20 protein-coding genes and 1 tRNA gene are annotated in these 23,557 nt (G+C 47.7%); 19 read left to right on the top strand and 2 right to left on the bottom strand.

Annotated features, from left to right (window positions below):
- The first annotated feature begins 29 nt into the window (after nt 1-29).
- The 10 genes from hisJ to ACWGOO_RS18650 all read left to right on the top strand — a co-directional run bounded on the left by hisJ (nt 30) and on the right by ACWGOO_RS18650 (nt 10,781).
- Nucleotides 30-854 (top strand): histidinol-phosphatase HisJ, encoded by an 825-nt coding sequence (gene hisJ / locus ACWGOO_RS18695; protein WP_452485869.1) that lies wholly within the window; start codon nt 30-32, stop codon nt 852-854.
- 231 nt (nt 855-1,085) lie between these two features.
- Nucleotides 1,086-2,867: a tetratricopeptide repeat protein gene (locus ACWGOO_RS18690; protein ID WP_452485867.1), complete on the top strand. Its 1,782-nt coding sequence runs from the start codon at nt 1,086-1,088 to the stop codon at nt 2,865-2,867.
- A 40-nt stretch (nt 2,868-2,907) separates the two neighbouring features.
- On the top strand, nt 2,908-3,861 hold the full coding sequence (gene trxB, locus ACWGOO_RS18685; RefSeq protein WP_452485865.1) for a thioredoxin-disulfide reductase: 954 nt from the start codon (nt 2,908-2,910) through the stop codon (nt 3,859-3,861).
- Nucleotides 3,862-4,149: 288 nt separating this feature from the next.
- Nucleotides 4,150-5,100, top strand: coding sequence for an ROK family glucokinase (locus tag ACWGOO_RS18680; RefSeq protein WP_452485863.1), 951 nt, complete (start codon nt 4,150-4,152; stop codon nt 5,098-5,100).
- A 50-nt stretch (nt 5,101-5,150) separates the two neighbouring features.
- Entirely contained in the window at nt 5,151-6,050 is a 900-nt protein-coding gene (gene rapZ, locus ACWGOO_RS18675) for an RNase adapter RapZ (RefSeq protein ID WP_013308254.1), read from the top strand.
- Nucleotides 6,051-6,062: 12 nt separating this feature from the next.
- On the top strand, nt 6,063-7,049 hold the full coding sequence (locus ACWGOO_RS18670; protein ID WP_452485861.1) for a gluconeogenesis factor YvcK family protein: 987 nt from the start codon (nt 6,063-6,065) through the stop codon (nt 7,047-7,049).
- 5 nt (nt 7,050-7,054) lie between these two features.
- The gene (gene whiA / locus ACWGOO_RS18665; protein ID WP_452485859.1) at nt 7,055-7,999 is read left to right on the top strand and encodes a DNA-binding protein WhiA; all 945 of its coding nucleotides are present in this window, start codon (nt 7,055-7,057) and stop codon (nt 7,997-7,999) included.
- 134 nt (nt 8,000-8,133) lie between these two features.
- Entirely contained in the window at nt 8,134-8,403 is a 270-nt protein-coding gene (locus tag ACWGOO_RS18660; RefSeq protein WP_452485857.1) for an HPr family phosphocarrier protein, read from the top strand.
- A 270-nt stretch (nt 8,404-8,673) separates the two neighbouring features.
- Nucleotides 8,674-9,432, top strand: a complete 759-nt coding sequence (locus ACWGOO_RS18655; protein WP_452485855.1) for an SIMPL domain-containing protein — start codon at nt 8,674-8,676, stop codon at nt 9,430-9,432.
- Nucleotides 9,433-9,671: 239 nt separating this feature from the next.
- Nucleotides 9,672-10,781, top strand: coding sequence for a PdaC/SigV domain-containing protein (locus ACWGOO_RS18650; protein ID WP_452485854.1), 1,110 nt, complete (start codon nt 9,672-9,674; stop codon nt 10,779-10,781).
- Between the two features lie 89 nt (nt 10,782-10,870).
- Here the strand turns inward: ACWGOO_RS18650 and clpP are convergent, their stop codons facing one another.
- Together clpP and ACWGOO_RS18640 are read right to left on the bottom strand one after the other, a co-directional pair.
- Entirely contained in the window at nt 10,871-11,467 is a 597-nt protein-coding gene (gene clpP / locus ACWGOO_RS18645) for an ATP-dependent Clp endopeptidase proteolytic subunit ClpP (RefSeq protein ID WP_025686039.1), read from the bottom strand.
- Nucleotides 11,468-11,678: 211 nt separating this feature from the next.
- Nucleotides 11,679-11,753: transfer RNA gene (locus ACWGOO_RS18640), tRNA-Arg, on the bottom strand.
- Between the two features lie 270 nt (nt 11,754-12,023).
- On the opposite strand from ACWGOO_RS18640, the gene ACWGOO_RS18635 reads away from it, so the two are divergent.
- The 9 genes from ACWGOO_RS18635 (at nt 12,024) to smpB (ending at nt 23,293) form a co-directional block, all read left to right on the top strand.
- Nucleotides 12,024-13,073, top strand: coding sequence for a sugar-binding transcriptional regulator (locus ACWGOO_RS18635; RefSeq protein ID WP_452485852.1), 1,050 nt, complete (start codon nt 12,024-12,026; stop codon nt 13,071-13,073).
- Nucleotides 13,074-13,147: 74 nt separating this feature from the next.
- On the top strand, nt 13,148-14,158 hold the full coding sequence (gene gap / locus ACWGOO_RS18630; RefSeq protein WP_014279176.1) for a type I glyceraldehyde-3-phosphate dehydrogenase: 1,011 nt from the start codon (nt 13,148-13,150) through the stop codon (nt 14,156-14,158).
- A 121-nt stretch (nt 14,159-14,279) separates the two neighbouring features.
- Nucleotides 14,280-15,461 (top strand): phosphoglycerate kinase, encoded by a 1,182-nt coding sequence (locus ACWGOO_RS18625; protein WP_452485849.1) that lies wholly within the window; start codon nt 14,280-14,282, stop codon nt 15,459-15,461.
- A 58-nt stretch (nt 15,462-15,519) separates the two neighbouring features.
- Nucleotides 15,520-16,272: a triose-phosphate isomerase gene (gene tpiA, locus ACWGOO_RS18620; RefSeq protein ID WP_452485847.1), complete on the top strand. Its 753-nt coding sequence runs from the start codon at nt 15,520-15,522 to the stop codon at nt 16,270-16,272.
- Nucleotide 16,273: 1 nt separating this feature from the next.
- Nucleotides 16,274-17,818 carry a 2,3-bisphosphoglycerate-independent phosphoglycerate mutase gene (gene gpmI / locus ACWGOO_RS18615; RefSeq protein WP_452485845.1) on the top strand — a complete coding sequence of 515 codons (1,545 nt, stop codon included), beginning with the start codon at nt 16,274-16,276 and terminating at the stop codon, nt 17,816-17,818.
- A 63-nt stretch (nt 17,819-17,881) separates the two neighbouring features.
- Complete coding sequence (eno, locus tag ACWGOO_RS18610) at nt 17,882-19,168, top strand: phosphopyruvate hydratase (RefSeq protein WP_452485843.1); 1,287 nt, start codon at nt 17,882-17,884, stop codon at nt 19,166-19,168.
- A gap of 339 nt (nt 19,169-19,507) precedes the next feature.
- Nucleotides 19,508-19,741 (top strand): preprotein translocase subunit SecG, encoded by a 234-nt coding sequence (gene secG, locus ACWGOO_RS18605; protein ID WP_452485841.1) that lies wholly within the window; start codon nt 19,508-19,510, stop codon nt 19,739-19,741.
- A 187-nt stretch (nt 19,742-19,928) separates the two neighbouring features.
- Nucleotides 19,929-22,556: a ribonuclease R gene (rnr, locus tag ACWGOO_RS18600; RefSeq protein WP_452485839.1), complete on the top strand. Its 2,628-nt coding sequence runs from the start codon at nt 19,929-19,931 to the stop codon at nt 22,554-22,556.
- Between the two features lie 257 nt (nt 22,557-22,813).
- The gene (gene smpB, locus ACWGOO_RS18595; RefSeq protein WP_134911630.1) at nt 22,814-23,293 is read left to right on the top strand and encodes an SsrA-binding protein SmpB; all 480 of its coding nucleotides are present in this window, start codon (nt 22,814-22,816) and stop codon (nt 23,291-23,293) included.
- The last annotated feature ends 264 nt before the right edge of the window (nt 23,294-23,557 follow it).

The raw sequence follows: 23,557 nt of genomic DNA, 5'->3' as shown, positions 1-23,557 counted from the left end.
GACGTAGCGCTGAAAGAGGGGAGTGCCGCATGAAAATTGACTATCATACGCATCATGCCCGCTGCGGTCATGCGATAGGAAATCTGGAAGAGTATGTGCAGCAGGGTATTCGGCTGGGGCTGGATCAGCTCGGCCTGTCCGATCATATGCCGCTACTGCATGTAAATCCGGCCGACTATTACCCGGAGATGGCGATGCCTATGGAGGAGCTGCCCCGATATGTGGAAGAATGTCTGGAATTAAAGGAGCGCTATAAGGGACAGATTGACATTCGTGTCGGCTTGGAAGGCGACTACATCGAGGGCTGGGAACGGGAAATTGAAGACATCATCACCGCATATCCGTGGGATTATGTGATTGGTTCCGTACATTTTCTCGAGGAGTGGGATGTAACGGATTACCGTCAGGTACACCATTGGGAAGGCAAAAATGTGCTGGAGGTGTACCAGACTTATTACGATGCGGTTTCCAAAGCGGCAGCGACGGGGTTATATGACATCATGGGGCATCTGGATGTCATTAAGCGTTTCGGCCACTATCCGAAGCCGGAGGAAGCGGAGGAGCTGCGTGAGCTGGAGCGCTCTACACTCTCGGCTGTTGCCCGCAGCGGGCGGGCGATCGAGCTGAATGCATCGGGGCTATCCAAGCCCTGTGCAGAGATGTTCCCGAGCCGCCGCATGCTGGAGGAGGCGCTGGCGCTAGGCATCCCGCTGACCGTAGGTTCGGATGCCCATGATCCGGCGAAGCTGTCCGAGCATTTGGAGAAGGCGCGCGCGCTTCTGCATGAGGTCGGGTATCGTGAGCTTGCCGTATTCCGGCAGCGTGAGCGGTCGATGGTGCCGTTAACGCTTTGATGTCTATGTTCTGCCTAGTATATAGCCTGATGACCAGCCGAACGCTACCTTTTTACATATGAAGGCGCATACGGCTATTTGGCTTATTCACTCATTTTCCAGTGGCTGGGCCAGAGCTTGGTTCCGTTTTTTAGTATGAAGCATACGCTACTGTCAAGTCTTTTTAAAGTTGTGGTATACTGAAGGGTATGAACATGCCAGTTACAGTTAAAGGAGGTGCCTTTGTTATTTATGAAAGGGAAACATCTGCGAGCTTCGGGACCTAGCCCTAAAATTATTGTTTTGCGTTTCGACGCATCTTTCTTTTTTGAGAAAGCTGTGCGCTCGCTTGATCGCAATCATTATGACAAGGCATTGAAATATTTTCGCAAAGCCGTTGAATATGAACCGGATAATCCGGTGAATCATTGTAATATGGCGGGTATATTATCAGAGATGGGGAATTATGCAGGTTCGAATGAGATTCTGTCCTCTGTTCTGAGTGACGTAGACCCGTCGATGACAGAGTGTTATTTCTATATGGCGAACAATTACGCCAATATGGAGCAGTTTGAAGAAGCGGAGAAAGCCTTGGTCACGTATTTGGAGGAGGACGAAGAAGGACAGTTTCTCGATGAAGCCGAAGAAATGATGGAGCTGCTCTATTATGAGCTGGACCGTCCAACCAAGCTGAATCGTATTAAGGCCCGGCAGGGAGTGGTTGAGCATGATCAGGCCCGTGTCTTGCTGGAGGAAGGGAAGTTTGCTCAGGCGGCCCAATTGCTTAAGCAAATTTCTGAGGAACAGCCGGACATGTTCGCTGCGCGGAACAATCTGGCGCTGGCGTATTACTACATGGGACTGTTTCAAAATGCGAAGACTACCATTCTTCGGGTGCTGGAAGATGAACCGGGCAATTTGCATGCGCTGTGCAATCTGGCGATCTTTTATCAGCATGAGGGTGGCGGCCCTGAATTGGATCGTCTGATTCAAACGTTGGCAGTCACCATACCATTTCAGGAGGAGCAGGTATTCAAGCTGGCTACTACGATGGGGATTCTCGGACGTCATGAGGAGGCCTACAGACATTTTCGCAGATTGCTTCAAGGTGACGGAGAGAACAATGATGACGCCTCCCTGTACCATTATACGGCGGTGGCTGCCAGCAATACGGGAAGATATCCAGAAGCCCGTCGGTTGTGGTGCCATTTGCAAAAGCAGGATGCTTCCTCGGAAGTTCCACGGTTCTTCCTGTCCCGGCTGGAGGAGCTCCAGCAGGAGGGTACACCGCTACAAGTACTCAGCTACCATTATCACCTCCCCTTTGAGGAACAATTCCGCATGTGGGAGAAGTTCGGAGCTGACCAGGTGCCTGACAGTATGAAGCGGGACCCGCTAATTAGGTCTTCCTTCTTCTGGGCGTTGCGCCACGGTGATCGAGCGACCCAGTTTCAAGTCATTCAGGCACTAAGCCTGATCGGTGACGATGAGGTGCGGCAGGCATTGGAATCCTTCGTAGAAGACCCGGATCAGGAAGGCGAGTTGAAACGGCGCGCCTTGCAAGTGCTGCAAGAGCTGACGGAGCCGTCAGTTAAGGACATACAGGAGGCAAATCAGGAAAGAGAACGACTTCTGCAACCAGAGTCAGAGAAGGTTCACCACGTATCCGAAGATGAGGTGTCTGCCCATTCAACTGTCCATCCGAAATGGCAGGCAGTGCTGGATAAGGTACTTGCCGTTATGAGCAAGCCGTCTGATCCGGTCATGCAGCGCGATTTGAGGTCACTTTGGCTGGAATATCTGGATCGGCTTGCCCCAGAAGCTCCGATTGTTCAGCATACTGAGGGATGGGCAGCGGCGCTGGAATACTTGACAGCCAAAATGCATCATCATTCGGTGACCTATCAGGAAGTAGCTGACCGTTATGGTATTTCCGTATCGACCGTAAGTCGCTATGCACGCCAGATTGACAACGTGTGCGGTATCAAGCAGAAGATGAAACAGCCGCTCTCCACGTTTAAAAAGCAGGTTTAAGACCTGCTACAAACACGATTTAGAAGGAGGCAACAAACGTATGTATAATTCCATAATTATTGGTACAGGTCCTGCAGGCTACACAGCCGCTATTTATTTGGCGCGCGCGAACATGAATCCACTGATCATTGAGGGAATGCAGCCCGGCGGACAGCTTACCACAACGACCGAAATTGAAAATTTCCCGGGTTTTGAGCAAGGCATCCTCGGACCTGAGTTGATGGATAACATGCGCAAGCAGGCCGAACTTTTTGGCGCTGAATTTACTTCCGGCTGGGTAGAGGAAGTGGATTTCAGCAAGCGCCCATTTAAAGTGAAGGTAGAGGGAAAAGGCATCATTGAGGCGAAGTCGGTGATTATTGCCACAGGCGCGTCCGCCAGATATCTCGGTATTCCGGGTGAACAGGACAATGTAGGACGCGGAGTCAGCACTTGCGCGACCTGCGACGGCTTCTTTTTCCGTGGGAAAAAGATCGTTGTAGTGGGCGGAGGCGATTCAGCCATGGAGGAAGCCAGCTTCCTGACCCGGTTTGCTTCCAGCGTAACCTTGGTTCACCGTCGCGATGAGCTGCGGGCGTCTAAAATTATGCAGGATCGCGCACGGGAAAATGAAAAAGTACATTGGGCGTTAAACCGGACTCCTGTGGAGGTCGTAACGGGAGAAACGGGATTAAAGGGCTTGAAGGTACACAATAATGAAACGAACCAGGATGAGTTGATCGAGGCAGATGGTGTGTTCGTGGCCATCGGACATACGCCTAATACAGGCTTCCTGAACGGTCAAATCAGTACAGACGATCTTGGCTATATTCAAGTGAAGCCAGGAACGACAGAAACGAACATTCCCGGGGTGTTTGCCTGCGGGGACGTGCAGGATAACCGTTATCGTCAAGCCATTACGGCTGCGGGAACGGGCTGTATGGCGGCTATGGACTGCGAGAAATATCTCGAAGGCAGCGCCGTTCATGACTGGAGCGAAACACTGGATCAATAAAGAAAGCTACAGGATACAATATGGCTAAGGTGAGGGCGAGGGTAGGCCCTGTTAAGCCGTGCCTTAGATTCAGGAAGAGAAAGCCTGCTGCATCTGCACAGGCCTTCTCCTTTTTATGGATGAAGAGACCTGAGGTTCCGCTAATCCTGTGCTTTCCAACAGGGAAGTGTCCTTGACCGTAACGGGGGCTTCAATTATAGTTGGAACGTAGGTAACTATTATGAAGTCAAGATTTTAAACATATATTTCATACACGGTTTTTAAGTAAACATAAAGGTGGCTTGGAACATGTCTGAAAGTGTCTATGTGGGTGTCGATTTGGGCGGTACAGCAATCAAGGTGGGCATTTGTAATGAAGACGGACAGCTTTTGCACACATACGAAGGACCAACGGAAACAGCTAAGGGTGTAGACGTTGTGATCAGCAATATCGAAAAATATGTGCGGCACATTGTTGAGCAATCTCCCTATGAATGGGATCAACTGAAGGGTGTCGGAGCGGGCGTTGCCGGTTTTACGAATGTTCGCGAAGGTATTATAGTCCTCGCTCCCAATATTGGCTTTCGTGACGTACCGATTCGTGCGCTGCTGGAGGAACGGATTGGCAAGCCTGTAAAAATAGACAATGATGCTAATGTCGCTGCACTTGGCGAAGCTTGGGCTGGGGCGGGCAAAGGCATAGAAAACTGCGTATGCTATACCCTGGGTACCGGTGTTGGCGGTGGTATTATTATTAATGGTAAAATATATCAAGGTTTCTCAGGCATGGCTGGAGAAATTGGTCATATGAGCGTTGTACCGGATCTGGAGGCTATTCAGTGTGGATGCGGCAAAATGGGTTGCCTGGAAACCGTATCTTCCGCAACGGGCATTATCCGTATGGCAAATGGCGCTGTGGAACGTGGAGATCGGACTTCCCTGGCGCTGGAAGCCCAAATCGCCGCCAAGGAAGTATTTGATGCGGCCAAGGCCGGGGATGAGGTCGCGCTGCGTATCGTGCAACGGGCTGCCTTTTATTTGGGGAAATCTATGGTAGCGGTTGCCACTGTGCTAAATCCGGAACTGTTTATTGTAGGCGGTGGTGTTTCCAAAGCGGGTGATTTCTTGTTCGAAGAGATGGGTCTGGTATTTAGCAGGCTGGCACCTGAGCCGCTCCAGCAAGGGGTATCTATTGTTCCGGCATCGCTTGGCAATGACGCGGGTATCGTAGGAGCAGCCGGATTGCTGCTGCGCTCCTGATCCATAGTTACTGACATAGAGTGAAGAAGCAAAGGGAGAGGGAAGTCCATATGACAGACAACTTAAAAAACGCTGCGCCGTGGGCAACACTCATTATTATTACGGGAATGTCAGGCGCAGGGAAGACCATTGCAGTGCAAAGCCTGGAAGACTTGGGCTTCTTCTGCGTTGATAATTTACCGCCTGTGCTGATTCCCAAATTTGCTGAATTAATTGAACAGTCCAACGGTAAGATAGGCAAAGTGGCGCTGGTGATTGACTTGCGCGGGCGAGAATTTTTTACGGCCTTGTCGGAATCATTGAACTATATTAAGGATCATTTTACGATTCATTGTGAAATTTTATTCCTGAATGCCAATGACGGTGTTCTCGTACAGCGATACAAGGAAAGCCGTCGCCGCCACCCGCTTGCTCCGGATGGTATGCCTCTGGACGGAATACGACTGGAGCGCAAAATGTTGGAGGAGCTGAAAAGCTCGGCAACACAGGTCATTGATACAAGTGTGATGAAGCCTGCAACTCTAAAGGCGCGAATTATTTCCCGATTTTCTCATCTGGAGAGCAGCATGCTTTCCGTAAACATTACCTCTTTCGGCTTCAAATATGGTATTCCTATTGATGCCGATCTTATATTTGACGTGCGTTTCCTGCCCAATCCTCACTATGTGGACCAATTGCGGCCACACACCGGGCAGGACAGCGATGTGTATGATTATGTTATGAAATGGCCTGAGACTCAGGCATTTCTGACCAAACTGTTGGATATGCTACATTTTTTGATTCCGCAATATCGCAAGGAAGGTAAGAGCCAGGTCATTATCGGTATCGGCTGTACCGGCGGTAAGCATCGTTCTGTCGCGATATCTGAATATTTAGGAAAAATGCTGGGTGCCAGTGAAACAGAATCCGTTTCTGTTTCACATCGGGATGCTGATCGCGACCGGCATTAAAGAGGTGAAAACATGAAAGAGACCGGATTACAACGGGAGCGCCCTCGTATTGTTGTTATGGGCGGCGGAACCGGCTTGTCCGTCATGCTGCGGGGGTTGAAACAAAAGCCGCTGGATATTACGGCTATTGTTACAGTCGCTGACGATGGCGGAAGCTCCGGGATATTGCGCAGTGAGCTGCAAATGCCCCCTCCGGGGGATATTCGTAATGTGCTGACTGCACTGGCTGATGTAGAGCCGGTGATGTCCGATATGCTGAAATACCGTTTCGGCGCAGGATCAGGCTTGGCAGGCCATAGTCTGGGTAACCTGATTTTGGCGGCGATGACCGATATATCGGGAGATTTTGTGACGGCGGTGCGTGAGCTTAGCCGTGTATTTGCTGTACGGGGGCGTGTGCTGCCGGCGGCTGAAGAAGGCGTTGTGCTGAGTGCCGAAATGGAGGATGGCACGGTGGTTACCGGTGAATCCAAAATCCCGGAAGCGGGCGGCAGAATCAAACGTGTTTTTCTTGAACCGACTCACGTGGAGCCGTTGCCTGAGGCTGTAGAGGCCATTAATGAGGCCGATGCGATCCTGATTGGTCCTGGCAGTCTGTACACCAGCATTTTGCCCAATCTACTCGTACCGAAGCTTGCAGAGGCTGTGGTGAAATCAGACGCTATCAAAATATTCGTCTGCAACGTGATGACTCAGCCGGGCGAAACGGATGGATATACAGTGGGGGACCACTTGCAGGCTATTTATGAGCATGTAGGGCATCATCTGTTTGATTATGTGATCGTCAATAATGGAGAAATTCCGCCTCAGGTACAGGAAATGTATGCCGAGCAGGGTGCCAAGCCAGTTCAAGTGGACATGGGTGAGCTGACCGGTCGGGGGTATAAAGTAGTGGCAGATACACTTGTTCTGTTCCACACCTATTTACGGCATGATGCCGACAAACTGAGCCAGCACATTTACCAATTGGTACAAAACTGGATATTAAGAAGGAGGTGAGCCCCTTGTCCTTTGCGGCACAAACCAAAAAAGAGCTTACGATGTTTGAAAGCCAGCCCTGCTGTGAAAAAGCGGAACTATCTGCGCTCATACGTATGCTCGGGTCCGTACAACTGTCCAATAAAAGGGTGATATTGGATGTGTCCACAGAAAATGCCGCGATTGCAAGGCGGATTTACTCCTTGATCAAAAAGCATTTTCAAGTTCATATCGAGCTGCTTGTACGGAAAAAAATGCGCCTGAAAAAAAATAACGTGTACATTGTCCGCATTCCAAGCGGTGTACAAGAGCTGTTAAAGGATCTTTACATCGTATCAGAAGGGTTCTTTTTCACGGACGGGATTAATCGGGATATCATTCGGAAAAACTGTTGTAAGCGGGCTTATCTGCGGGGCGCTTTTATGGCAGGTGGTTCTGTGAACAATCCGGAGGGATCGTCTTACCATCTGGAGATTTCCTCGATGTATGAGGAGCATTGTCAGGCGCTAGTCGATCTGGCGAATGAGTTTCATTTGAATGCGCGCTGCATTGAACGAAAAAAAGGCTTTATTCTCTACATCAAGGAAGGCGAAAAGATCATTGAGCTTCTCAGCATCATTGGGGCGCATCAGGCTTTGTTCAAATTCGAGGATGTCCGCATCATGCGCGATATGCGCAATTCCGTGAACCGGATTGTTAATTGTGAAACGGCTAATCTGAACAAGACGATTGGAGCTGCTGTCCGGCAAATTGAGAATATCAAGCTGCTGGGAAGGGAAGTTGGGCTGGATACGCTGCCAGATAAGCTGCGCGAGGTGGCAGAAATTCGTCTCGCCCATCCTGACTTGAATTTGAAAGAAGTCGGGGAAATGCTCAAAGGGGTCGTGAGTAAATCGGGTGTAAATCATCGACTTCGCAAAATTGACGAGATGGCTGACAAAATCAGGGGAGAAAACGGCCTGATTCCGTAAAAAGAGTGTCCGTGGGACTTTCAGCCACGTTTTTTAGTTTTTTTTCTAGTGTCTGTCCCGGGTTGATGTTATAATGTGATAAATAAAATGGAGTAAGTAATATCCAGATTTATTTGATGAGGGGGTAAGCTGACGTGTTAAAACATCCGGTAGTCGTACGCTTGAAAACAGGACTGCATGCTAGACCTGCTGCGTTGTTCGTACAAGAAGCGAATAAATATTCATCTGAGATTTTTGTGGAAAAAGAAGACAAAAAGGTTAATGCCAAGAGCATCATGGGTATTATGAGCCTTGCCATCAGTACAGGTACTGAAATTAACATTAGTGCTGAAGGTGCGGACGCTGAGCAGGCTGTAAACGCTTTAGTAAGTATGGTTAGTAAGGTAGAGCTGGAAAATCAATAAGCAAACATCTGCTTTGTGATATGATATATGCTCCTAGTGAAAAGCCCCTTCGGGGCTTTTTTTGTATCCAGAAAAAACAGAGTGGGCAATCTCACGTTGGCTGCTCCAATGTGGTCTCTTTGAATACTGCCGCTATGTTTGGCCCTGAGCTACAAGTAATTTACATCCTGTAAGTGGTACTTTGCTCGAAAATGTGGCGTCTAGCTGCAACCTTTTCCCTTCATTTCCGTCTAGAAGGTACACACATCATCAAGAAAGAAGGCAGATATGATGAAACATTGGACAAAAGCTGCAAACACAGCAGTACTGGCAGGAGTATTATTGGCAGGAGGAGTAGCGGGAGGATTGTGGACAGGAGCAGATCGCGCCTATGCCGCGTCAACAGCTACGGCGGTAAGCAGTTTGATTAATGTGAGTGGAAGCGGGGAAGTATTGGTTAAGCCCGATATTGCCTATCTATCCATCGGCGTGCAATCTGAAGGAAATACAGCAGCCGCTGCCCAAAAAGCCAACGCCGCTAAAATAAGTAAGGTCACACAACTGCTGAAAGAAAAGTGGAGCATCAGTGCGGGCGACATTCAGACGAGCCAGTTCTACGTGCAGCCTAACTATACCTATGACGAAAAAGGAGGACAGAAGCTCAAGGGTTATATTGCCAACCATACGCTTTCTGTCAAATACCGTAATTTGGATAATATAGGTCAATTACTGGATGAGGCCTCACAGTCTGGAGCGAACGACGTGGACAGTGTGCGTTTCTCGGTAGAAAACTCTTCAGCTTATGAAGAAGAAGCGATTGCCAAGGCGTTGGGAAATGCTCAATCCAAAGCCAGTGCTGTAGCCAAGGCAACCAAACGTGGGCTTGGAACTCTATTGAACGTAACGGTAGATGGAGGAAATACCCAAATCTTCACGCAACCTGAGGCTGCTATGAATAAGTCGCTCTTGGATACAAATGGCGGAACAGAGATACAGTCCGGTCAAGTGACTGTGAAAGTCCAAGTGTCGGCACAATACGAATTGAACTAACGTACAGATTATAACGAAGCCACAAGCGCCCTGCTTTATTTGCAGGATGGCTTGCTGGCTTTTTTATATGTCCAGACTATTTTGTAATGAGTCTGTAACAGCTGGGGATTACTAGATGTACAGATTGAAATCGGAGAGTGTACAAATTGTAAACTACCAACATCGGGGTATAGATATAATAAATAAAGTAATCAATACACATAGAGTACAACACATCTACAACGGGAGGAATACTTCATATGAACAAGTATATGGAAAAATGGGGCTCCGCACTGCTGGTAGCGGGATTTTTAGCAGGAGTCGCAGTTATTCCCGTTTCCTATATTGAGGCAGCATCGACTGAACAGCAGGCTACAGTACAGCAACCAGGTATTTCTATCCAATGGAACGGTAAAACGTTGGCGATCAAAGGGATTCAGGTGAACGGAAGCACACTGATTCCGGTAGCAGTATTGCGCGACAGCCTGGGAATTCCGGTGAGCTATGATGTCAAAACAGCGACTTATACCGTAGGTAGCGGGTACAATAAGCTTTTCATCATGTCTTCTTCCTCGGGCACTTATGTCAATATCAATGGAATCAACACGCGTAGCATGGATGCCAAGAAGATCGGCGGGAAGCTCTATATTCCGATGAGCCTGCTAAAAGATTATCTCGGAATAGATGCTCAGTGGAATGCAGATCAGAAAACTGTAACCTTAAGCAAAAGCCAGCTAAATCCGATCACGATTACTTCCCAATTCCTTGCAGTTACAAGTGACTCGAAGGTGTCTTACAAGGTCAAATACCCACAAATCAGTGGTAGTCAGTTGGAAACCGAAGCTCAGCAGGCGATTAACGGTGTGCTTAAAAAGTATGCGGAAGAGGTGCTGGCAGCAGGTAAAAAGCAAGTGGCTGAGGGAGACGCTACGGCGCAAAGACCGTATGAGTTTGGCAATGATTTTGCAATTGCCTATAACAAGGATGGTATTCTGAGTGTAATTATGCAGGATTACTCGTATACAGGTGGTGCACATGGCATGACTGCCCGTAAAGGATACACATTCTCGCTGTCCGATGGCAAACTGCTTCAATTGTCTGACGTACTGAAAGCAAATCCCAATTACAAACAATTTCTCAATAACGACCTGAAGAAAAAAATTAATGGTTCAATGGTGAATGAAGGCGGCTTTGGTAACTTCCAGGGTATTTCCGCTAATCCGAATTTCTATGTAACGAATAGCAGTGTGACGATTGTATTTGATTTATATGATTATGGGCCTTATGCGTATGGCATTCCTGAGTTCACTTATTCGTTTGCTCAATTGTTGCCTCAAGGCGGCAAGCCTTTTGCGGGGAAGAATGAATAGTAGAAATTAAAAAAAGCTGCCTACCGGATAAGATCATCCGGGGCAGCCTTTTTGGTTTACCAGCTATTCAGAGGCCATAAGTCGTTCTCTTATACACCTTCTGGAGAGGAGCTAGTTAGCACTTTATCAATAATACCGTATTCCTTGGCATCATCAGCGGACATGAAATAGTCACGATCTGTGTCTTTTTCAATGCGTTCCAGTGGTTGGCCTGTGCGATCTGCGAGAATGCGGTTCAATTTGTCGCGCATTTTCAGAATGCGGCGGGCGCGGATTTCAATATCCGTTGCTTGACCTTGTGCGCCACCCAGCGGTTGGTGAATCATAATCTCGCTGTTTGGCAAAGCAAAACGTTTGCCCTTGGCACCTGCGTTCAGCAAGAACGCACCCATAGAAGCCGCCATACCTACACAAATCGTAGACACGTCAGGTTTAATGTATTGCATCGTATCGAAAATGGCCATACCGGCTGTGATCGAACCGCCAGGGCTGTTAACATACAAGTGAATGTCTTTTTCAGGATCTTCGGCAGCCAAAAACAGCATTTGCGCAATAATAGAGTTGGCTACTACGTCATTGACGTCCGAGCCCAACAAAATAATGCGATCCTTCAACAGTCTGGAATAAATGTCATAGGCGCGTTCGCCGCGGTTACTTTGTTCTACTACCATAGGAACATAGCTCACGTCAAAAAACCTCCCTTTAATATCGTTAATGGATTTGGTGGACATGCCGATTACACGTCCCTATTTTATAAACTGTTACCGTATTAACCACATAATAAACAATTTCAAACAAAAAGTCAAAGAAAGTCAAACTAATGGTCAAAAAAAAAGAGCCCTCTGCGCTCTTCTTGGTTAAAACAGTATATAGAAGCATTTAAACATTCATTTAAAATGGCGCGCCCGCGAGGAATCGAACCTCGATCTCAGGCTCCGGAGGCCTACGTCATATCCGTTGGACCACGGGCGCACAGTGAATCAATACAATTAACAAGCTGATTTATAAGCTAAGTTGGAAACAAAGATGATTATATGATATACAGCAGTGAATTGCAAGCTTTTATTAAATGCGCATATTCAGACAAAAGGTTGAGAAATATAGTTCAGATAGACTTGCATGTGAAGTAAATATTGGGTAAGATATACGTGGGACTTAAAAAGTTTACATGGGACGTTTTAAGACCAGTTATTGATATAGTAAGTTAGAAACAGAACTTAGAAGTGTGCGGGAGTGGAAAGCATGCGAAAGATATTGGAAATACAGAAGCAGCTTCTGCCCGACCTTTTGGATGTTTTGAAAAAAAGGTACACGATCCTGCATCAGATTATGCTGTCCGATATCATTGGACGCAGAACGCTGGCGGCTTCACTGAACATGACCGAGCGCGTGTTGCGCGCCGAAACCGATCTTCTTAAAGCCCAAGGACTGATTGAGATTGAGAGTGTGGGTATGAAGGTGAGCAAAGCAGGACTGGATCTGCTGGAACAGCTTGAGCCGATTGCGAAAAACTTGTTCGGCCTGTCCCAATTGGAGGAACAGATCCGCCAAGCCTATGGTTTGAGGAAGGTGGTTGTCGTTCCAGGGGATTCGGATGCTTCTCCTTTAAAGAAGCAGGAGCTGGGCCGTGCTGGGGCAAAAGCGCTGTTGAGTGTTATGGACGACGAGGATGTGGTCGCCGTAACAGGTGGCACGACGATTGCGGACGTGGCGAACCAACTGACACTACCTGCTAATGGCCCACTTAAGGGCGGATGGTTCGTGCCGGCACGCGGGGGGTTGGGAGAAAGCATGGAAATGCAGGCCAACACAATTGCTTCCACAATGGCTCGCAAGGTCGGTTCACAATACCGTCTGCTCCATGTACCAGATTTGCTCAGCAATCATGCTTACAATTCCCTGCTTGATGATACGAATATTCAGGATATTTTGAGCCTGATTCGAGAGAGTCGGATCATCATTCACGGGATAGGTGACGCCATAACGATGGCACGAAGACGCAAGCTTGACCCCGAAACCTTTGCCCAGATCAGTAGCGAGGGCGCGGTTGCCGAATCGTTTGGCTATTATTTTAACGAAGACGGCGCCGTTGTTCACAGAATGCTAACGCTTGGACTCCGTTTGGAGGATATCGGGCGTACTGAGACGGTTCTAGGTGTAGCTGGGGGTAAAAGTAAGGCGGCCGCTATTCATGCAGTACTACGTTTCGGGCAGGAAGATATTCTTGTCACCGACGAAGGCGCTGCTACTGAAATTGTAAGCCATTATTTGAGTGGTAAAAAGGATCTATGAATTGTGTTGTCTTGACGGGCCTTCGGGTCTGTCTTGAATATATAAACTAAAAGAAATTTGGGAGGAACTCACTTATGACAGTTAAAGTTGGTATTAATGGTTTCGGACGTATTGGACGCCTTGCTTTCCGCCGGATTCAAAATGTGGAAGGCATTGAAGTAGTAGCAATCAATGACTTGACAGATTCCAAAATGCTGGCACATCTGTTGAAATATGATACAACACAAGGTACTTTTCAAGGAGAAGTAGAAGTACACGATGGCTTCTTCAAAGTTAACGGTAAAGAAGTTAAGGTTTTGGCTAACCGTAACCCTGAAGAACTGCCTTGGGGAGACCTGGGCGTAGATATCGTTCTGGAATGCACAGGTTTCTTCACAACTAAAGAAGCTGCTGAGAAACATTTGAAAGGCGGCGCTAAAAAAGTTGTTATCTCCGCTCCAGCTACTGGCGACATGAAGACTGTCGTTTACAATGTAAACCATGAAATTCTGGACGGTACTGAAACTGTAATCTCCGGTGCTTCTTGCACAACGAACTGCCTGGCTCCTATGGCTAAAACACTGCAAGACAAATTTGGTATCGTTGAAGGCCTGATGACTACAATTCATGCTTACACTGGTGACCAAAACACTTTGGATGCTCCGCATGCTAAAGGTGACTTCCGTCGTGCTCGCGCAGCAGCTGAAAATATCATTCCTAACACAACTGGTGCTGCTAAAGCCATCGGTCTGGTAATCCCTGAACTGAAAGGTAAACTGGACGGCGCGGCTCAACGTGTTCCAGTAGCGACAGGTTCCCTGACTGAGCTGGTAACAGTTCTGGAGAAAAACGTCACTGTTGAAGAAATCAACGCAGCGATGAAGGAAGCTTCCGATCCTGAAACTTACGGCTACACTGAAGACGAGATCGTTTCTTCTGACATTAAAGGTATCACTTTCGGTTCTTTGTTTGATGCAACTCAAACTAAAGTCCTGACTGTTGGCGACAAACAACTGGTGAAAACTGTAGCTTGGTATGACAATGAAATGTCCTACACTGCACAATTGATCCGTACGTTGGAATACTTCGCTAAATTGGCTAAATAAGAACAGTCTTATCGCGCAACATCATAGAGCGGAAACAGGTTATTGTTTCCGCTCTTTATATATCAAAATGTGCCTTAAATTCCTGTTTCGTAAAATTATAAAGGTGCGGAGGAATATGGAGATGAACAAAAAAAGCGTACGTGATATAGAACTGAATGGAAAACGGGTGTTTGTTCGTGTAGATTTTAACGTTCCGGTTGAGGACGGTAAAATTACGGATGATAAGCGTATTCGTGAAACCTTGCCAACGATTAACTACCTGATTGAAAAAGGTGCAAAAGTTATTTTGGCGAGTCACTTTGGACGTCCAAAAGGCCAGGTCGTTGAATCCATGCGTCTGACTCCTGTTGGCGTGCGTTTGTCTGAACTGCTCAAAAAGCCTGTTGTTAAAGTGGACGAAGCAGTTGGTGAGGCTGTTAAAGCGAAAGTGGCTGAACTGCAAAATGGTGATGTACTGTTGCTTGAAAATGTACGTTTCTATGCAGGAGAAGAGAAAAATGACCCTGAACTGGCGAAGCAATTTGCTGAACTGGCTGACATTTTCGTGAATGACGCATTCGGTGCAGCGCATCGTGCTCATGCTTCCACAGAAGGAATCGCGCATCTTCTTCCGGCTGTTTCCGGCTTGCTGATGGAGAAAGAATTGTCTGTAATCGGTAAAGCTCTTTCAAACCCAGATCGTCCTTTTACAGCCATTATCGGCGGTTCCAAAGTAAAAGACAAAATCGATGTGATCGATAACCTGCTGAACATTGCAGATAACGTAATCATTGGCGGCGGTTTGGCTTATACATTCTTAAAAGCTCAGGGCTACGAAGTGGGTCAATCCCTGCTGGATGAATCCAAACTGGACGTAGCTCTTGGATTTATTGAGAAGGCGAAGAAGCTTGGCAAAAACTTCTATCTTCCAGTGGATATTGTTATTTCTGACGATTTCAGCGCTACAGCGAACACTAACATAGTGGACATCGACGGTATTCCTGCGGATTGGGAAGGTTTGGATATCGGACCGAAAACAAATAAAATCTATGCAGATGTTATCAAAAACTCCAAATTGGTTGTTTGGAATGGACCAATGGGTGTATTTGAAATGGAGCCTTTCGCTGGCGGTACGCGTGAAGTAGCAGAAGCTTGCGCAACAACAGAAGCATACACCATCATTGGTGGCGGTGATTCAGCGGCTGCGGCTGAGAAATTCCATCTGGCTGACAAAATGGATCATATCTCTACTGGCGGCGGCGCATCCCTGGAATTTATGGAAGGCAAAGCACTTCCGGGTGTTGTTGCACTCAACGATAAGTAATCAAACGCACTGCGCGTAATAAACGCTTAGGGCACCTAATAGTTAGGAGTTGAAACCATTGAGAACACCGATTATCGCGGGTAACTGGAAGATGTTTAAAACCGTACCAGAAGCTAAAACTTTCATCGAAGAGATCAAAGGCAAAGCAGAGGTTGCAGGAGTGGAAAGCGTGATTTGCGCACCATTTACGAACCTTCCTGCTCTGGTTGAAGCAGTAAAAGGTACATCTATCAAAATCGGCGCACAAAACTTGCACTTTGCAGAAGACGGCGCATTTACAGGTGAAATCAGCGGCGGGATGCTGAAAGATCTGGGCGTAGACTACGTTGTGATCGGACACTCCGAGCGTCGTGAATATTTTAACGAAACAGACGAAACGGTGAACAAAAAGGTTCATGCGGCATTCCGCCACGGCCTGACTCCAATCGTATGTGTAGGCGAAAAACTGGAAGAACGTGAAGCGGGTCAAACCAAAGAGGTTGTAAAAGTGCAAACTGTAGCAGCTTTTGCTGGTTTGGCTAAAGATCAGGCTGCACAAGTGGTTGTTGCTTATGAGCCAATCTGGGCAATCGGAACAGGTAAATCCTCCACTTCGCAGGATGCGAATGAAGTCATTTCCTACATCCGCAGTATCCTGAGAGAACTGTACGATGAAAATACAGCAAATGCTGTACGGATTCAGTACGGTGGCAGCGTGAAACCTGAAAATGTGGCCGAGTACCTGGGCCAAAGCGACATCGACGGCGCACTCGTAGGCGGCGCTAGTCTTCAACCAGCGTCTTACATCGCACTTGTTGAGGGGGCGAAGTAAGATGACAGTACCCAAACCGGTAGCCTTAATTATTATGGACGGATTCGGACTGCGCGAAACTGTGGAAGGCAATGCGGTTGCACAGGCGAACAAGCCGAACTACGACCAATACTTAAGACAATACCCTCATTCGACGCTTACAGCGTCTGGTGAAGCGGTAGGTCTGCCGGAAGGGCAAATGGGTAACTCCGAAGTAGGTCACCTGAACATCGGCGCAGGCCGGATTGTATATCAGAGTTTGACCCGTATTTCGAAGTCCATTCGCGAAGGCGAGTTCTTCCAGAATGAAACTTTGCTTAAAGCAGTGCAGCATGCCAAAAAGAACAACACGAAGCTTCATCTGTACGGACTATTGTCCGATGGTGGCGTGCATAGCCATATTAGCCATCTGTTTGCTATGCTGGATCTGGCGAAAAAAGAAGGTTTAACAGAAGTATACATTCATGCATTTATGGATGGACGCGATGTTATGTCTGACAGTGGCGTGGACTTCATGCAGCGGCTGATCGCCAAAATTCAGGAAGTGGGTATTGGTAAAATCGCGACTGTACAAGGACGCTATTATGCCATGGATCGCGACAAACGTTGGGAACGTGTAGAGAAATCTTACCGTGCAATCGTGTACGGCGAAGGTCCTCAATATACAGATCCAATGGAAGCATTGAAAGAATCGTATGAAAAATCGGTGTTCGACGAATTTGTGGAGCCGACGGTTATTGTGAAGGCTGATGCAAGCCCTGTAGGGCTGGTCGAAAGCAATGACTCAGTAATCTTCCTGAATTTCCGTCCTGACCGTGCGATTCAATTGTCTCAGGTATTCACGAATGCGGACTTCCGTGGCTTTGATCGTGGACCGAAATTTCCAAAAGATTTGCACTTTGTTTGCCTGACATTGTTCAGTGAAACGGTTGAAGGCTTTGTAGCCTACGAACCGAAAAACCTGGATAACACATTTGGTGAAGTATTGGTGCAGAACAATAAAAAGCAATTGCGTATTGCCGAGACCGAAAAATATCCGCACGTTACCTTCTTTTTCAGTGGCGGACGCGATGTGGAGCTGCCTGGCGAAACTCGTATTTTGATCAATTCGCCTAAAGTGGCTACATATGACTTGCAGCCGGAAATGAGTGCGTACGAGGTTGCGGATGCTGCTGTTAAGGAAATCGAAGCCGACAAGCATGATGCCATTATCCTGAACTTTGCCAATCCGGATATGGTTGGACACTCCGGCATGCTGGAGCCAACGATCAAGGCGGTAGAGACGACGGATGAATGTGTTGGACGTGTTGTTGATGCGGTTAAAGCCAAAGGCGGCGTTGTTATCATCATTGCCGACCATGGTAACGCGGATATGGAAATTGACGAGCAGGGACGTCCGTTCACAGCTCACACAACCAATCCGGTTCCGTTCATTTTAACTGACGAAAATATCGTTTTGCGTGAGCATGGAATACTCGCTGACGTAGCTCCAACGCTTCTGGATTTGATGCAGCTTCCGCAGCCTGCGGAAATGACAGGAAGATCTATGATTGCATCCCGCAAGTAAGCTTGATTTAATAAGTATAGGCTTGACCAATAAATCATGATCGACAAAGGAGATTAAGTACAAATGACTATTATTTCTGACGTGTATGCTCGCGAAGTCCTCGATTCCCGTGGTAACCCCACTGTTGAAGTTGAAGTATATCTGGAATCCGGCGCTATCGGTAGTGCCATCGTTCCTTCCGGTGCCTCCACTGGCGCTCACGAAGCTGTAGAGCTTCGTGATAACGACAAATCCCGTTACCTGGGTAAAGGTGTTCTTCAAGCTGTTAAAAACGTGAACGAAATCATCGCTCCTGAAGTGATCGGCATGGATGCTGTAAACCAAGTGGAAATTGACACATTGATGATCAAACTTGATGGAACACATAACAAAGGTAAACTGGGTGCAAACGCGATTCTGGCTGTATCCATGGCTGTAGCTCGCGCTGCTGCTGAAGCTCTGGGGCTGCCACTGTACACTTACCTGGGCGGATTCAACGCTAAACAATTGCCAGTACCAATGATGAACATCGTTAACGGTGGCGCTCATGCCGACAACAACGTTGACGTACAAGAGTTCATGGTTCTGCCTGTAGGCGCTCCTACTTTCAAAGAAGCTCTGCGTATTGGGGCAGAAATCTTCCACAACTTGAAATCCGTACTGAACTCTAAAGGTTTGAACACAGCTGTTGGTGATGAAGGCGGTTTTGCTCCTAACTTCAAATCCAACGAAGAAGCTCTGTCCACTATTATCGAAGCGATCGAAAAAGCTGGTTACAAACCAGGCGTTGACGTATTCCTCGGTATGGACGTTGCTTCCACTGAGTTCTACAAAGATGGAAAATACACACTGGAAGGCGAAGGTAAATCCTTTACTTCTGCTGAGTTCGTCGACCTGCTTGCTTCTTGGGTTGACAAATACCCGATCATCACCATCGAAGATGGTTGCTCCGAAGATGACTGGGAAGGTTGGAAATTGCTCACTGAAAAACTGGGCAACAAAATCCAATTGGTTGGTGACGACCTGTTCGTAACTAACACAGAGCGTCTGGCTAAAGGTATCGAAGAAAACATCGGTAACTCCATCCTGATCAAAGTAAACCAAATCGGTACGCTGACTGAAACATTCGACGCTATCGAGTTGGCTAAACGTGCAGGATACACAGCTGTAATTTCTCACCGTTCTGGTGAATCCGAAGACAGCACAATTGCTGATATCGCTGTTGCAACAAATGCAGGCCAAATTAAAACAGGTGCGCCTTCCCGTACTGACCGTATTGCGAAGTACAACCAATTGCTCCGCATTGAGGATCAACTGGGTGAACTGGCTCAATACCACGGCCTGAAATCTTTCTACAACCTGAAAAAATAATATTACGCAAAGATGCTGACGGTGGTCAGGCTGCTGTGATTCAAGAACACGGGGTCTGAGCGCTCTAAACCATTTACGTAATTAAAAAACCGACCTGTTCGCTAACGTGAGCAGGTCGGTTTTTTGTTTTTTCTTCATATGATGTCAGTTATACTCTTTTGCAAGGCCTAATGGAGTGGCTCGGTATAGCTGGTTGTTATCTACTGGAAGCTGTGGTAGAATAAAAATAGTGTTTTGCGTTAATTTCCGGCTATTTATAACATGATATGATCATGTTTTTATAAAAGAGGCTGTGTTGTTTTGCAAAACAGATGATTAGCTCAGGAGGTGGGATTTTTCATGGAAATCTTTTTGAAATTGCTGCTCATTGTATTCTCGATTGCTGTTATTGCGGTTGTTTTACTGCAAAAGGGGAGAAGCGCAGGCTTGTCCGGTGCCATCTCTGGCGGTGCTGAGCATCTGTTCGGCAAGACAAAAGCTCGCGGTATGGATTTGATTTTGCAGCGCGTGACTGCTGTTTTGGGTGCGGGCTTTATGATCGTTTCTGTTGTGGTTGCATTTTTTTCAAAATAAGTTAAATAATAACCTTAGGCCTTCGTTTCACGGGAAACGGGGGCTTTTTTGGATTTTAGACAGGCGGGGATGCCGTCGATTAAATACGTGTATACTAGGAATGAGTTATATGAAGAGCCTTGTATCACAAACAAGGACCATGCGGATTATTACTGAAAATTAAAGGTCACCCGAGGTGGACGATATTATGATAACAGAGCAACAATTACTTGATTTTATGCGCGAGACCGCATACAAACCTATGACTTACCAGGAGCTTGAGCAGCATTTTGAAATTAAGGACGCGGCCGATTTTCGCGAATTCCTTAAGCTTTTGAACGCGCTGGAGGAAGACGGTAAAATTCTGTTGACCCGCACAAACCGCTATGGTGTGCCGGAACGGATGGATTTGCAGCGCGGACGTTTGCAGGCTCATGCCAAGGGCTTTGCTTTTCTGATCCCAGAGGACCGGGAGCACCCGGATGTGTACATTCATGCTAATGACTTGAAGAGTGCAATGAATGGAGACACGGTACTGGTAAGAGTGACGTCGAAGGGACCTTCGGGTGGTCGATTGGAAGGCGAAGTCGTGCGGATCGTGAAGCGAGCAGTGCTACAGGTGGTAGGCGTGTTCCAGAGCCATGAAGCGTACGGTTTTGTTTTGCCGGATGATAAGCGCATTAACCGGGATATTTTTATTCCAAAAGCCAGCTCCAATGGAGCCGTAAACGGTCAGAAGGTCGTTGTGCGCATTGTGAGCTATCCAGAAGGACGAGCTGCGGCGGAAGGCGAAGTGTTGGAGGTACTGGGTCACAAGGATGATCCGGGCGTCGATATTCTGTCGGTCATTCGCAAGCACCAGCTTCCGGAAGCTTTTCCCGATGAAGTGACAGAGGAAGCGGAAAAGGCTCCCGATGCAATTACGGAAGAAGAAATCGTACGTCAGGGGCGGCGCGATCTGCGCGATAAAACGATTGTTACGATTGATGGCGAGGATGCCAAGGATCTGGATGATGCGGTTAATGTAGAGCGTCTGCCGAACGGTAACTACCGTCTGGGCGTTCATATTGCCGACGTAGGGTATTATGTGCGCGAGAGTTCCAAGCTGGATCAGGAGGCGTATAACCGCGGTTGTAGCGTGTATTTGGTCGACCGTGTTATTCCTATGCTTCCGCATCGGCTTTCGAACGGGATTTGTTCCTTGAATCCGCAGGTGGATCGACTGACTTTGTCCTGTGAGATGGAATTCAATGAGCATATGAAGGTCGTAAAACATGATGTTTTCACTAGTGTCATTAAAACGAAGGAACGAATGACGTACACCAACGTTCGCAAAATCCTCGAAGAGGAAGATGCTAAACTGATGGAACGGTACAAGGATCTGGTGGAAGACTTCCGCACGATGAAAGAACTGGCGTTGAAGCTGCGAGTTAACCGGATGCGCCGGGGCGCGGTTGATTTTGACTTTGATGAAGCAAAAGTGATTGTGAACGATGAAGGCAAGGCCGTGGATATCGTTAAGAGAGAGCGTACCATTGCCGAGCAGATTATCGAAGAATTCATGCTGGCAGCCAATGAAACGGTAGCCGAGCATTTTCATTGGCTCAAAGTGCCGTTCCTGTACCGGATTCATGAGGACCCGGACCCGGAGAAGCTGCAAAACTTTATGGCTTTTGCCGCCAATTTTGGACACCAGATCAAAGGTCGGGGCAATTCTATTCACCCGCGTGCACTGCAAACGTTGCTGGAAGATATTCAGGGTACGAAGGAGCAAACGGTGCTTAGCACCATGATGCTGCGTTCGATGAAGCAAGCGAAGTATGATGCGGAGTCGACAGGACATTTTGGACTGGCTGCGGAGTATTATTCTCATTTTACATCGCCGATTCGTCGTTACCCTGACTTGGTGATTCACCGTGTCATTCGTGAGGTATTGGAAAATGGCGGGGCTCTAACAGCGGAGCGCCAGGAGTATTTGACTGCACGGATGCCAGATATTGCGCAGCAATCTTCAGAACGTGAGCGTGTGGCTGTGGATGCAGAGCGCGATACGGAGCAGATGAAAAAGGCTGAATACATGCTGGACAAGGTCGGCGAGGAATTCGAGGGGATCATCAGCAGCGTAACCAGCTTTGGCATGTTCATTGAGCTGGACAATACGGTGGAAGGTCTGACACGCCTGAGTGCGCTTACGGACGACTATTACCATTTTGACGAGCAGCATATGGCGTTGATTGGTGAACGTACGTCCAAGGTGTTCCGCATCGGGGACGAAGTTAAGGTTCGCGTCGCGCGCGTGAATATGGAAGATTACACGATTGATTTTGAACTCGTCGATATGAAGCAGCAGCAACGCCGTGAGCGCACGGGTGGTTCAAAGCCAGGCGCTGGCTTTGCGCGTGGCGGTGAGGGCCGAGGTAAAGGAAAGCCCCATGAGGGGCGCGACCGTAAGGGCGGCAAGGGCAAGGCTGGCAGAGAGCGTAAAGGCGGTCGTGATGCTGCTGGGAAGCCTAAAGAAGCTGGCACAGGGGTTGTAGGCGGCGGAATTAGCACCGCAGGTCGTGTGGGCCGTAGCGGCGGAAATGGAGCAGGAGCGGGCTCAGCCAGCGGTTTCGGTTTTGGCAGCGGCAAGGGCGGTTACAATTCGCCAGCATCAGGTGCGAGTAAACGTAAGAAGAAGACGTCTGCCAGCGGTGTTTTTATCGGCGGAGCCGCTACACCAGGTAGTGATGCCAGCCCAAGCGGTGATGGCGCTGCACGCCGTAAGCGGAAGAGCAAGGGGAACGGTGGTGGCGGTAATAGCACCGCTGGATTTGTGCGGAAAAAGAAGAAGTAAGTGAAGGTAGCTTGCTTGTTGAATAGATGGAGCTTTTGAGTCAGTGTATTAAGCTGGTCGGGGGCTTGGGTTTTCGGCGGTTTCTGTCTGATGTTTTGGACGGAGGCCGCTTCGTTTTAAAGACTTGACCTTTCTTGCTTTTACCGTCTGGATTTTGTTACAATGTAGTTCTAAGCCGCTCATTTGCAGTTCTTTAGTGAACGGGCTGGAGTTTTCTTTTTACAAATAGATTACATTAGGAACAAGGAGTGGTATTCATGGGTAAGAAGGCAGACGGGAAAGTGCTCGCCCAGAACAAAAAAGCTTCCCATGACTATTTTATCGAGGACACCTACGAGGCGGGCATGGTGTTAACGGGAACGGAAATTAAGTCTTTGCGCAATGGTCGCTCTAATATCAGTGATGCGTTTGCTACCATTCGTAATGCTGAAATTCACATCCACAACATGCATATTAGTCCTTTTGAACAAGGCAATCGTAACAATCCGACCGATCCGACGCGTACACGTAAGCTACTGCTGCACAAAGAGCAGATTCGCAAGCTTATTGGTTTGTCCAAACAGGAAGGCTACACGATTGTGCCGTTAAAGATTTATGTTCGCAACGGCTATGCCAAGCTGTTACTTGGACTCGGTAGAGGTAAAAAGCAGTACGACAAACGTGATGCTGCGGCTAAACGCGATGCTCAGCGTGATATCCAACGCGTTTTGCGTGAGAAGCAGAAAATTGCGAGATAACGTAGCTTGAGTGGGCAGACGAAGTGAAGCCAGCGCGTGTTTGGGATAATTGAGCTAGTTTTATAGCAGATGCTTCGTTGTCACTTGAATTATAAGACATGGTACAAATTACGTGAATAAGCTACTTGTTCCTGTAATGGTGCTATTTTATACAGCTTTAATGGCTTCATTTCGTTTCGTTATAAAGTGTAATATGGTATACTAATGAAGTAGTAAGTTTTAATGTTTTTGTTCTTCTGAGTTTGTTCGACTGTTGAGTCTTAG

The organism is Paenibacillus sp. NPDC055715 (assembly GCF_053617595.1).
Note: the sequence above shows the minus strand (reverse complement) of the source record. Positions and strands in the feature narration are given on the sequence as shown.